Origin of the sequence: Desulfatiglans anilini DSM 4660, assembly GCF_000422285.1 — a bacterium.
Taxonomy (GTDB): domain Bacteria; phylum Desulfobacterota; class DSM-4660; order Desulfatiglandales; family Desulfatiglandaceae; genus Desulfatiglans; species Desulfatiglans anilini.
Window position 1 is genome coordinate 43,089 of record NZ_AULM01000016.1, and the last position, 12,140, is coordinate 55,228.

Consider the following 12,140-nt stretch of genomic DNA (forward strand, 5'->3'; position numbering starts at 1 on the left):
CCGGCTCGAGAACCCAGCGAAGCATAAGAGCCAGGAGTTTTTTGCCGGGGCCGGGACCTCTGGCGATCTGAACCTTTCCTGAGAGAAAAGGGGGCCCGAGGGCTGTCCTCACCAAATCCATTTGACAAAATGAAGATAAACATATAAACGAGCATTTATATTATGCGCACCGGAAACAAGGCTGGGTGTGCGAGGCATCCCGCTCTTGAACCCCTGTCGTCAACAGGGACGCTGCGGGTGCCGGCGTCCGGACCGGGTGGAAAGTTCCTGACAACATGTGAGGTGGAAAGACCCGAAGGCGGAGCGAGGGTGGCTTTGAATGGCAGCTAAAACGGTGCATAGGCCGAGGACTCCGGACAGGGAGTCGGACGTTTGCGGCGACGAGTGCGCGTTGGAGCACCAACCGGGCGGCGATGACCTTCAGCGTGCCGCTTTTCTTGCAAAGAGTCTTTCGGACCCTAATCGCCTGAAAATCTTGATGTCCATCAGCAAGGGCAGAAAATCGGTGTCCGCGATTGTCGAGGAGGTTGATCTGTCGCAGCCGCTGGTCTCGCACCATTTGAAGGAGTTGAAACGAGCCCTGCTGGTCAGGGTGAAGCGGGAAGGCCCGTTTGTTTACTATGATCTGGCGGACAAGAGAATTATGAATGTGTTGAAGATGTTAAGCGATATGGCCCTTGACCTGTCGGTCGAAGAGCAGGGATTCCGGGGATGATATCCCGGCACGAGAAGTGTGTGAAGCAACGGGGACCTGCCCCGCACGGGTGGGACTGAGCACCCGAAGGGTGTGAAGCAAAATCCTCATTTCCGGATTGGTCGATGGGTTGGCGGGAAATCCTTTCCGGATGGACACGAGGTAGCTTGGGGGTATGGATAAACTTTTCGAGAGTATCGCCGGCATGGCCCCGGAAGAGGCCCTGCCGGAAATCACCAGGATTCTGGGACGGCTTTTGCAGGATTTGGATCAGGAAGCCCGGGAACGCTTTCTGATGAACCTGATCGAGCAGTCGGAGGGCGACAGGGTTTCCAGCATGGTGCATTTGTGACTGGCGGAATGCATGGGCGAAGGTGTCGACCCGACGGAAATGTGTCAGAGTCTGGTGAACAAGGTTGCGCAATCGGAGCTGCTGCTTTCGATTGCGGATCCGGAGCTGCTGGTGCTTTTCGAAGACTGGCTGGATGAATTGGAGGCGGAGGTGCTGGCGCTTTCCAAAAAGCACGGGCGGTTGGATAGCAAAATGCTGGCTGAAAAACTCGGTCTCTCCTTGAGGGGCGCGACGTTTCTGCTGTCCAAACTTGAAAGGGAGGAGAGGCTACCCGGATGAAGATGGAAGGGAGATGTGACGGCGGTCCTTTCGCTGCTGCGTGTCCGCGCGGCCGCGTGATTTTCAAAGTGTCAGCATCATGATCGTGTTTGCACAGAAATATAACAGTTTCCATCCGGAAATCGTCTTTTTTGCCAATCTCGGCGTCAATCTGCGCATTTGCTTGTGCGGCGACCTACAGGTCGCCTCCGCGCAAATGCTTGATTTCCTTGATATTGGCAAAAAATACTCATTTCCGGATTGGAAACTGGGTTGTACCGGGAAATCATTTCCGGATAGACACTAGATACCAGGAGTGACGGAGCATGCCCAAATTGACGGTATTTCACAGCGGCAACCCAGGTTGAGTTTCGTGCAGAAAGGCTATAGGCGTAGCCAACGACATGAAAGAGAAATTCAACGGGAAATTGGATGTGAACATCTACACGATCGATTCCGAAGAGGCCAGAGGGTATCTTTTCAGGAGCTCGACCAACGTTCTGTTCGAGGATGAATGGTTGCCTCTCGATGTAGCGACGGATAGACAAAAGATGGAGGAATTCTTATCAAAAAATATTAACGGAGGTCGACCATGAAAGTGTTGTTCATCATTACCACGGAGGACGGGGAGACCATTTACAACGCCATGAGGCTGGCCAATGTCGGCGTGAAGAAGGGGGACGAGGTCAGCGTCTTCATGCTGGGCAAAGGGGTCCTTTTCGAACAGGCCGGCAGTGATCAGTTCGACGTCATGGGGCAGATGAACCAGTTCGAGGGTGATTTCTATGTCTGAGGCGTCTGCATGAAATCCCACGGTCTCGTGGGATCAGCCTCCTGCCCTATCGGATGGATGGATGACCTCTATGAACTTTCCATTGACGCCGATAAGGTCTTGACCTTTTGACCCAATGATGGGTTTGTTTTGCGCAGGCCCGGCATCGGACTCGCCGCGCCCTTGGAGCTCCCAAGCGGGGCGAGTCCGATGGTCCGTTGCAGGCAGCAGAGGGGGATCCAGTGGATTTCGTGATTGTCGGGGTCGCCGCGCTATTTGTCTCGGGGCTCACGCTGTTTTCCGGGTTCGGCCTGGGTACGATTCTGATGCCGGTCTTCGCCCTGTTCTTTCCCCTCGAGGTCGCGGTCGCCGCCACGGCGGTGGTCCATGGGGCAAACAACGTCTTCAAGATCGCAGTGGTCGGCAAACACGCGGACAGGACGCTTGTCGTCCGCTTCGGGGTGCCGGCGATCCTCGCTGCCTTCGCCGGGGCGGCCGCCCTCGGCTATGTCTCCCATCTGGGAGAGATAGCCCGCTACGCGATCGGAGGGCGGACCGCCGTCATCACGCCGATCAAGCTGGTCATGGGGGTCCTGATGCTGGGGTTTGCCTGCTTCGAGCTCTTGCCGCAGCTGCGGGCGCTGAAATTCGACCGCAGGTATCTCCTGTTGGGCGGCCTCCTCTCAGGCTTTTTCGGCGGCTTTTCAGGGCACCAGGGAGCCCTGCGATCGGCATTTCTGGCCAAGGTGGGGATTTCCACCGAGGCCTTCGTGGGGACCAACGCCCTGATCGGGTTCATGGTGGACATGGCGCGGATCGCCACCTATGCGGCCACCTTCTTGATGGCAAAGGCCGCCAATCCGATCGGGCCCGAACAGTGGCCGCTGATTCTTACGGGCACCCTCGCCGCCTTTCTCGGTGTCATGGCCGGCAAGCGCTTCCTTCACAAGATCACCATGGCGTCCATCCAGACCTTGACTGGCGGGCTCCTGGTGGTGATTGCCCTGGCGTTGGCGACCGGTGTGATCTGAACCAAGGGCAAGGAAAAAGAATCGGAGAGGAGGTAGAGCGTGAATTCGACCATAAGCCACAAAATTCAGAAATCGCTTTGGGCCTGCGCCGGAGCGTTCTTTTGGCTGCTGTGTCCGGTCGTCTGCCCCTTTGCGCAGTGTTCTGAAGAGGAGGCGCTCAAGGCGCGGATCGAGAAGCTCGAGAAGATCATCCTGGACTACAAGCGTGTCATGGAGGCTCATGAGGAAGAACTGTCCGCGATGAAAGAGCAGTTGAAGAGACAGGATTCCGAGGTCGAACAGAAGATCGAAGCCGCTGTCAAGAAGCCGGAGCACGAGGAGTACCTGCGCGAAATCATGCAAAGCATACGGCTTACAGAGGCGCAGGAAGGACCCAGAGAAGAGAGCCTCAGGACGCTTTATGACGACGGATTCTATTTGAAGGGAGCCGATGACCAGCTTCGGATCGGCGGATGGCTGCAAGCGGATTCACGCTGGTACCTCGACAGCGGGCATCCCGAGAGCAGCACATTTCTGATGCGAAGGGCTCGGCTGGATGTCCGGGGCATTCTCGAAAACGATTGGGGATACCGGCTATACGGCACCTTCATAGGCGAGCGCAACGGGATCCTCCAGGAAGGGTGGCTCGAATACCGCAAGTATCCGGAAATGCGCATTCGTGCAGGACAGGTGCTGGAGCCTTTCAGCCTGGAGGCCGTATACTCCGCACGATGGACCGACTTTATGGAGCGCGCGATGGTCGTCAACGCGCTTTCGCCACAGGAAGACATCGGGCTCATGGCCTTCGGGAAGGTGTACCGAAACCAGCTGGAGTGGGCCGCCGGATTCTTCAACGGCCAGGGACGCAATGACGAGGCGGTGGTCGACGACAAGGACTTCACTGCGCGAATCGTCTATGCCCCCTTTTACCATTCGAGTTCTCTTCCGTCGCTGAAAGATCTGTACGTGGGCGGGTCCTTCAGCACAGGTAACAATGAACGGGATCTTTCGGGGATTGAATTTACGACGCAGGCATTCACCCCGTTTTTCGATTTTCAGCCTGGCGTTGACCAGGATGACAGGCTGACCCGCTGGGGCTTGGAGTTGGAGTACCTCAGCGGGCCGTTCAATCTGAAGACGGAGTATCTGTCCGGACATTTCGAGACGGTTAAAAACACGGAGTATTCCACCGAGTTCGATGTGCACGGGTATTACCTCAATCTGGGTTATGTCCTGACCGGGGAGGATTCGCCGCGCGATCTCCCCATCAAGCCGAAGGCGGTTTTCGATCCTTCCCAGGGGGGATGGGGAGCCTGGCAGGTGGTGGGGCGGTATCAAATCTTCAGAGTCTCCGATGAACTGCTTCGACTTGGACTTGCCACCGGGACCGACAAGGCCCAGTCGATCACCGTAGGATTGAACTGGTTCCCGAACAGGCACATCCGCTTTCAGTTCAATCTGGACCACGCCTGGTTTAGGGATGAAATCACCGTTAAGGGGGTGCCGCTAGATAGCGAGACCACCTTTACCACGCGGCTTTTATATGACTTCTGAGTCTTACGGGCCGGCCGGAGACCGCATTTGGATCTGTTCCCAAGTGCTGAAGGCTCTCCTGGCTGGATACGCAGGGGCGAGCCCCCTCTTTCTGCGGCCGTTGGGCGGATGTGATCTTCGCTTACGAGTGAGTCGCGAAATTTAATTCTACTAGATGGTAAGAGTAGGTGGCCGTAGCCGATGAAGTGGCAGGCAGATGCCGAGGCAGAGGTGAAAAAGGCGCCGTTTTTTGTTCGGAAGCGGGTCCGCCAGCGCGTGGAGGCGCAGGTTTCGGCGGAAGGACGCCAGGTGGTCACGCTGGACGACGTGCAGGCGGCGAAGAAGCGCTTTCTGAGCCGGATGAGCGAAGAGGTTCAGGGTTTTCAGGTGGAGGCCTGCTTCGGATCGCAAGGGTGTCCCAATCGGATCATCGAAGACAGCGGCCTGGTGCGGTCGATTGAAAAGGTTTTCCTGGAGCAGGATCTGCGGGGTTTTCTGGAGCGGACGGTGCCCGGTCCTTTGAAGCTTCATCATGAATTCCGCGTTGCCCTGGCAGACTGTCCGAATGCGTGCTCCCAGCCGCAAATCAAGGATATCGGGTTGATAGGTGCGGCCGCGCCGTTGCGAACGGAAATCCCTTGCAGTGAATGCGGCGCCTGCCAGGATGTGTGCCGGGAGGGGGCCGTGGCGGTCGACCCGGTCGGCCACGGCCCGGTGTTCGAGTGGGACCGCTGCGTCCGGTGCGGACAGTGCATCGGAGCCTGTCCCACCGGCACGATAGGCTGCGGGGAGCGGGGGTATCGGCTGCTGATCGGGGGCAAGCTCGGGCGTCACCCGAGACTGGCGGAAGAACTCCCCGGCCTCTACGATGCGGATACGGTCCTGCATCTGCTGGAGTTTTGTGTTCGGTACTATAAGGAGCACAGCAAGGGTGGAGAAAGGTTCGCGGCCCTGGTGGAAAGGGCCGGGCCGGCATTTTTCGACCTCCTGTCGGCGGAAGCCCGTCATTGCCGGAAAGACGCCTGACAGCCCCCTCAGATCGTCCGTAGAAGAGAAAAAACAGCAAAACGGTATCGGATTCGCAGGTTCCGGCGAGTCCGATACCGTTTCGCAAGCGGCCGAGGTTCACATCGCTGCGGCCAGCCGGCAGGGCGCTTTTACCCCCTGCTGAATCAGCTGATTCGAGGCCCTGCACCGATGACGCTTTTTGCAGCCTGATCTTCGAACTGGACGAAGTTCTCCCGGAACAGCCGGGCCAGCTTGCCTGCCTGTGCATCGTAGTCCGACGGATTCGGCCAGGTGGCGCGAGGATCGAGGATCTCCGAGGGGACCCCCGGGCATTCGGTCGGCACCTGAAACCCGAAGACCGGTTCGGGCCGCATGCGGGCCTTTTCGAGCGAGCCGTCGAGTGCAGCCTTCAAAAGAGCCCGGGTGAATTCGATCTTCATGCGCGATCCCACCCCGTAAGGGCCTCCCGTCCAGCCGGTGTTGACCAGCCAGCAGTTCGCCTTGTGCTTCTTGATCTTTTTCGCCAGCAGTTCGGCATAGACGAAGGGATGGCGCACCATGAAGGGGGCGCCGAAGCACGCGCTGAAGGTGGCGCTTGGCTCCTTCACGCCCTTCTCCGTCCCGGCCACCTTGGCCGTGTATCCGCTGACGAAGTGGTACATGGCCTGGTCCTCCGTGAGCCGGGCGATCGGGGGAAGCACGCCGAAGGCGTCGGCCGTCAGGAAGATGACGTTGCGCGGGTGGCCGGCCATGCCGGAGCGCACGATGTTGGGCAGATGGGTGAGCGGGTAGGAGGCGCGGGTGTTTTCGGTCAGGCTCGCGTCATCCAGGTCGAGGCGGCGCAGGGTCGTGTTCATCGCCACGTTTTCGAGGATTGTGCCGAAACGGCGGGTGCACTCATAGATCTCGGGCTCCGATTCGCTCGACAGCTTGATCACCTTCGCATAACAGCCGCCCTCGAAGTTGAAGATCCCCTTGTCAGACCACCCGTGTTCGTCGTCGCCGATGAGCAGACGGTCCGGATCCGCCGACAGCGTGGTCTTGCCGGTCCCTGACAGGCCGAAGAAGATAGCGACATCGTCCGGGTCGGCCTTGCCGGCGTTGGCGGAGCAGTGCATGGAGAGCACGTTCCGTTCAGGCAGCAGGAAGTTGAGGACCGTGAAGATGGACTTCTTGATCTCCCCGGCGTAGGCGGTGCCCCCGATCAGCACGAGCTTCCTGGAGATGTGGAGGGCCACGAAGGTCCCGCTGCGGGTCTCGTCGTCGTCCGGGTCGGCGTGGAATTGCGGGCAGTGCAGGACGGTGAAATCCGGGACGAAGGACTTGATCGGGGCCTGCTCCCTGGGCAGCTGGATGAACATGTTGCGGGCGAAAAGGTTGTGCCAGGCGAACTCCGAGACGACCCGCACGGCCTGCCGGTAGGTTTTGTCCGCCCCCGCGTAGCAGTCCTGCACAAAGACCGTCTTTCCGCGCAGGTAGGCGGCCATCCGTTCGTGGAGGGCCTTGAACCGCTCCTCCGGGTACTTCACGTTCACCTTGCCCCACCAGACATCCCCGGTCGTGTTCGGTTCGTCCACAACGTACTTGTCCTTGGCCGCCCGGCCCGTGTGCTGGCCCATGGATACCACCAAGGGCCCCAGGTGGGCGATCTGCCCTTCGTAGCGTCGGATGGAATGCTCGTACAATTCCGGAGTGGAGCGGTTCCAGTAGACCTGTCCCAGGTGGTGGAGACCGACCTCATCCAGTTGATGGTCGGGAATCAGATCACGATTTTCCATTGCTTGTACTCCTTTCGTGGCAGGCAAAGGCATCTTGATATTTCAGCGTGCCATGTTAGTTCAAAGAAACGGTTTAATCCCGCCTTCTTTCGGGATTGCCATAGAGGCCCAATAGTTTGAAGATCTCGTCGGCGACCCAGATGGAGCTCGAAACCGACAGGATCAGGAGCCAGTCGCTCAAAGCCAAGGAGGTGGTGCCGAAGAGCATCTGTCCGATGGGGCTGTGCACGGCCCCGATTTGAAGGATGACGGCGGTTCCCACGCCGAGCAGCACCCATCGGTTGCTGAGGACGCCCACCGAAAAGATGGAACGGAAGGCTGCGCGCGCGTTGAAGGCCTGGAACCATTGGAAGGCCGCAAGCGTGGTGAAGGCGACCGTTCGGGCATGCTCCAGGTTTCCGCTCCTGCCGGCATACCAGAAGAGGCCGATGGTTCCCATGGCCATGATAGGCGTAAGCAGGGCCATTCGCAGGGCTACGATGCGGTCTATGATGAATTCGTCGGGGTCTCGGGGCGGGCGTTCGAGGATGTCCGCATGTCCGGGCTCCATGCCGAGAGGCACTGTGCAGGCCCCGTCCGTCACCAGGTTGACCCAAAGGACCATGACCGCTGTCAGAGGCAGGTCCAGCCCGAGGATCAGGGCCGCCACCAGGGTGAGAATTTCGCCCAGGTTGGTGGCCAGCAGGAAAAAGACGACCCGCCTGAGATTGTTGTAGATGACGCGGCCCTCTTCGACGGCACGCACGATGGTCGCGAAATTGTCGTCCATCAGGATCATGTCGGCTGCTTCTTTGGCCACTTCGGTCCCGGTTATCCCCATGGCCACCCCGATATCGGCGCCCTTGAGCGCCGGGGCGTCGTTCACGCCGTCGCCGGTCATGGCCACGATGTGCCCCCTCCCTTTGAGCGCCTCCATGATCTTGAGTTTGTGCGCGGGTGTGACCCTGGCGAACACCCCGTTTTGCAGTGCCGCCTCCGCCAGCGCAGGGTTCTCGAGCGCGTCGATTTCACTGCCCGTGACGGCTTTCCCGTCACCGGCGATCCCGACGGCCTTTGCGACTGCGAGGGCGGTGAGCGCGTGATCGCCCGTGATCATGACCGGTTTGATGCCCGCTCCTTTGGCGTCTTCGACCGCTCGGATACTTTCCTCACGCGGCGGATCCATCATGCCCCAGAGGCCGGCAAGCGTCAGCCCTTTCTCGATTTCCGGTCGCTTCAGCGTCTTCTCCCTTTGCGGGATCTCTTTGAAGGCGCCTGCCATGACCCGCAGGGCCTCGGAACCGAGCCGTTCGCTTATCTCGACGATCTCGGTGCGAAGCCGCGCATCGAGTTCCACAGCCTCCCCGTTCTTGAGCACGTGGGAGCAGAACTCGAGGATGCGCTCGGGGGCGCCTTTCACGAAGGCAACGGGTTTTCCGCCGTCCGGCTGCCGGTGAAGCGTCGCCATGTACTTGGCATCGCTGGAAAACGGGATTTCCGCGAGTCTCTGCAGATCTTCGGCGCGCTTGTCCATTCCAGCCTTGATTGCGGCGACGACCAGCGCCCCTTCGCTCGGGTTTCCCTCGACGGTCCACCGGCCGTCCGTTTCTTGGAGTTCAGCGTTGTTGCAGAAAAGACCGATTTCGAGGAGCCTTTTCAGCGGTCCGGGCAGCTCCTTTATAGGCTCGTCGTCTTCGGCCTTGATCCGGCCCTCGGGGGCGTACCCCTCTCCGCTCACCTCGAAGGTCCGGCCTCCGGCCCAGATCTTCTGAACTGTCATCTGATTCTTGGTGATCGTTCCGGTTTTGTCGGAACAGATGACGGTCGTGGAGCCCAGGGTCTCGACGGCCGGCATGCGCCGGATGATGGCCTTTCTTCCCGCCATCCTCCGCACGCCCAGCGCCAGGGTGACGCTGATGACCGCCGGAAGCCCCTCGGGGATCGCTGAGACCGCCACCGCCACGGAGAACATCAGCATCTCGATCCATTCATGCCCGCGCAGGATCCCGAGCCCGAAGACGCCGGCCGCCAGTGCCAGGCCGGCCAGGCCAAGGACCATGCCGAGCTTGTGCATCCGTTTCTGGAGGGGCGTATCCTCCCTGCTGGTGGCGCGGACCTCCGCCGCGATACGGCCGATTTCGGTCTTCATCCCCGTCGCGACCACGATCGCCCTGCCCCTGCCGCCCGTGACACTTGTGGACATGCGGAGCATATTCTTCTGGTCGGCCATGGAGGCGTCTTCATCCAAGGCGTCCGGGCTCTTGGGAACCGGCACCGATTCTCCTGTAAGGGCCGATTCGTCCACATGGAGGTCTTCTGACAGGAGCACTCTGGCGCCGGCAGCGACCCGGTCGCCTGTTTCGAGGATCAAGATGTCCCCCGGCACCACTTCGGCCGCGTCTATGTCCTCGGTCCCTCCGTCTCTCAGGACCTTCGCGTGGGGGGATGCCATTTTGCGAAGAGCCGCCAGCGCGCCTTCGGCACGCCATTCCTGCATGAAACCCAGCAGGGTGTTCAGCACGATGACCCCTGCGATGACCGCTGCATCCACCTGGTGATCGACCAGGAGCGAGAGGACGGCGGCGCCCGCAAGGAGATAGATCAAGGGGTTTTGGACCTGCCTGAAGAGCAGGCGGAGCGGCCCGGTTTCCTCCTCCACCTCCAGGGAATTCGGGCCTGCCTCCTCGAGGCGGAGGCGGGCTTCCTCGCTGGTCATGCCCTCCTTGGAGGCCTCCAGGCGCCCGAGCACGTCCTCAATCTCCATAGCGTGCCAGAGCGCCCGGTTTCTTTCTTCCTGCATGATGCTCGACCCCTCTCCATTTTTTCGGGGCGCGGTTTTCGAAAATGCTGACCGGCCGGCTCGATCTCTGCGGGCCGTGCGTCCCTGCCGGGCAAGATCATCCAGCGGCCACGGCTCTCAGGGCCCCTGCGCCTCTTTCTCCGCCGAAGGCGAAGCAACCCGTTTAGGAACGGCCTGCTTCAGCGGTTGAAATAGGCGTTGAGGACGTACTCCTGCACCATCCGCTGCGTGTTGAAAAAGGAGCCGTTGATGGCGATGGAATACGCCATGATGTCCATAAACCGCCGTCGATCCTGATAGAAGAGGGGAACGACGGCGTGCTCCAATTTGTCGTAAAGCGAGGGGACATCCCTTGAATGATCCCGCTCGTCGCCTTTCCCGCGAACAGGGTCCCCGATGGACCAGCCGGTCAGCCCTTCGATGTGGCCTTCGATCCACCAGCCGTCCAGAACGCTTAGATTCGGGACTCCGTTCATGGCGGCCTTCATCCCGCTTGTACCGGAAGCCTCCATAGGCGGTTCGGGGGTGTTGAGCCAGAGGTCGACGCCGGCGGTGATCATCGCTCCCAGCGTCATATTGTAGTTTTCCAGATAAGTTACCCGGATATCTTGCTGTAGTTCGTATTTGGCCCGAAAGATCCGCTTGATGAGTTCCTTCCCTTCCTGGTCGCGGGGATGGGCCTTGCCGCCATAAATGACCTGGATTTTTCCGGTTTCATGGGATATCCGCTTCAGCCTCTCCATGTCCCTGAAAAGGAGGTCGGCCCGTTTGTAGGTGGCGGCGCGGCGGGCGAATCCGATGGTCAGGATGTTTTCGTCCATGCCCGCGCCTGTTTCGCGGTTGACCAGCCCCATGAGCTGCTTCTTGCACTGCATGTGGGCATTCCAGATCTCCTCCCGGGGGATGCTCAGAGCGGAGCGCAGGCTGAAGTTATCCTTCCTCCACATAGGAATATGCCGGTCGAACAGTTCTCGAAAAGGAGCCGAAACCCATGTGGCGGCATGGACCCCGTTGGTGATGGCGTCGATGCAGTAGCCGGCGAACATGAGCCTCGACACCTCGCCGTGCTTTTGTGCGACGCCGTTGACATAACGGCTCAGATTGAGGCCCAGATAGGTCATATTCAGGAAGTGGCTTTCGTAGAGGACGCCCTCCAGACCGAAAAAGTCATCCCGTTCTCCGATCACCTTCCGCGCGAGATCCAGAGGGAATTTGTCATGACCGGCCGGCACAGGGGTGTGGGTGGTGAAGACGCAACGGTCGCGGACCGGTTCCACGTCCTGCTGGACGATTGATTCCCTTCCGGCCTGTCTGGCTTCCTCGTCGAGAAGCGCCAGGGTGATTAGGGCCGCGTGGCCTTCGTTGAGGTGGTAGGTGTCGATCTCGTTGTAACCGAGGGTGCGCAGCATCCGGATGCCGCCCACCCCCAGGATCAACTCCTGTGAAATGCGGTAATGGTCGTCACCACCGTACAAAGCATGGGTGAGCCCCCTGTCCCATTCGGAGTTCTCAGGAAGGTCGGCATCCAGAAAGTAGATGGGGACTGTGTACCCGGTCACTCCCTTGACGTTGTACCGCCAGGCCCGAAGGTGGACGGTCCTTCCCTCGACCAGGACCTGCGCCCGAGGAACCCCTTCCTCAAGCAGCTCCTCGAAAGGCCAGGAGGTCGGCTCCTCCCGCTGCCATCCGTCGGGCTCCAGGCGCTGCCGGAAATAGCCCTTGCGGTATAGAAGCGTGAGCGCAACCATGGGCACCCGCAGGTCGGCCGCCGAACGAATGGTGTCTCCGGCCAGCACCCCCAGGCCGCCGCTGTAGGTGCAGATTTTTTCGTCGATGCCGATCTCCATGGAAAAATAGGCCACAGATCGCCTCTTATTGCCGCTCTGTTCCACTGAGTGATCCTCCTGAACCAGTCGAAAGTCCTGAGCAGGAAAACGCTATTCCTTGCGTGAACGC

At 59.8% G+C, this 12,140-nt stretch carries 11 protein-coding genes; 8 read left to right on the forward strand and 3 right to left on the reverse strand.

Annotated features, from left to right (window positions below):
• The first annotated feature begins 391 nt into the window (after positions 1 to 391).
• The 8 genes from tsoR (at position 392) to H567_RS24675 (ending at position 5,645) form a co-directional block, all read left to right on the forward strand.
• A complete protein-coding gene (gene tsoR / locus H567_RS0112290; RefSeq protein WP_028321629.1) occupies positions 392 to 715 on the forward strand; it encodes an ArsR/SmtB-type metalloregulator TsoR in 324 nt (107 codons plus the stop codon).
• Positions 716 to 869: 154 nt separating this feature from the next.
• Positions 870 to 1,325, forward strand: coding sequence for an LULAXC motif selenoprotein TsoA (tsoA, locus tag H567_RS30095; protein ID WP_353743100.1), 456 nt, complete (start codon positions 870 to 872; stop codon positions 1,323 to 1,325).
• A 79-nt stretch (positions 1,326 to 1,404) separates the two neighbouring features.
• Positions 1,405 to 1,611 carry a hypothetical protein gene (locus H567_RS0112305; RefSeq protein WP_153306166.1) on the forward strand — a complete coding sequence of 69 codons (207 nt, stop codon included), beginning with the start codon at positions 1,405 to 1,407 and terminating at the stop codon, positions 1,609 to 1,611.
• A 19-nt stretch (positions 1,612 to 1,630) separates the two neighbouring features.
• Positions 1,631 to 1,900 carry an HSGNPxU motif (seleno)protein TsoX gene (gene tsoX / locus H567_RS0112310; RefSeq protein ID WP_337661156.1) on the forward strand — a complete coding sequence of 90 codons (270 nt, stop codon included), beginning with the start codon at positions 1,631 to 1,633 and terminating at the stop codon, positions 1,898 to 1,900.
• Complete coding sequence (locus H567_RS29845; protein ID WP_279614987.1) at positions 1,897 to 2,208, forward strand: DsrE family protein; 312 nt, start codon at positions 1,897 to 1,899, stop codon at positions 2,206 to 2,208. The genes tsoX and H567_RS29845 overlap by 4 nt, the downstream gene beginning before the upstream one ends.
• Positions 2,209 to 2,318: 110 nt before the next feature.
• Positions 2,319 to 3,107: a TSUP family transporter gene (locus tag H567_RS0112325; protein WP_028321634.1), complete on the forward strand. Its 789-nt coding sequence runs from the start codon at positions 2,319 to 2,321 to the stop codon at positions 3,105 to 3,107.
• A gap of 39 nt (positions 3,108 to 3,146) precedes the next feature.
• Positions 3,147 to 4,640 (forward strand): porin, encoded by a 1,494-nt coding sequence (locus H567_RS0112330; protein WP_028321635.1) that lies wholly within the window; start codon positions 3,147 to 3,149, stop codon positions 4,638 to 4,640.
• A 180-nt stretch (positions 4,641 to 4,820) separates the two neighbouring features.
• Complete coding sequence (locus H567_RS24675; protein ID WP_035254271.1) at positions 4,821 to 5,645, forward strand: 4Fe-4S dicluster domain-containing protein; 825 nt, start codon at positions 4,821 to 4,823, stop codon at positions 5,643 to 5,645.
• Between the two features lie 146 nt (positions 5,646 to 5,791).
• Here H567_RS24675 and pckA read toward each other — a convergent pair whose 3' ends face one another.
• The 3 genes from pckA to glgP form a co-directional block, all read right to left on the reverse strand.
• Entirely contained in the window at positions 5,792 to 7,405 is a 1,614-nt protein-coding gene (pckA, locus tag H567_RS0112340; RefSeq protein WP_028321636.1) for a phosphoenolpyruvate carboxykinase (ATP), read from the reverse strand.
• A 73-nt stretch (positions 7,406 to 7,478) separates the two neighbouring features.
• Positions 7,479 to 10,184, reverse strand: a complete 2,706-nt coding sequence (locus tag H567_RS0112345; RefSeq protein WP_028321637.1) for a cation-translocating P-type ATPase — start codon at positions 10,182 to 10,184, stop codon at positions 7,479 to 7,481.
• A gap of 179 nt (positions 10,185 to 10,363) precedes the next feature.
• Entirely contained in the window at positions 10,364 to 12,046 is a 1,683-nt protein-coding gene (gene glgP, locus H567_RS0112350) for an alpha-glucan family phosphorylase (RefSeq protein ID WP_028321638.1), read from the reverse strand.
• Between the last annotated feature and the right edge of the window lie 94 nt (positions 12,047 to 12,140).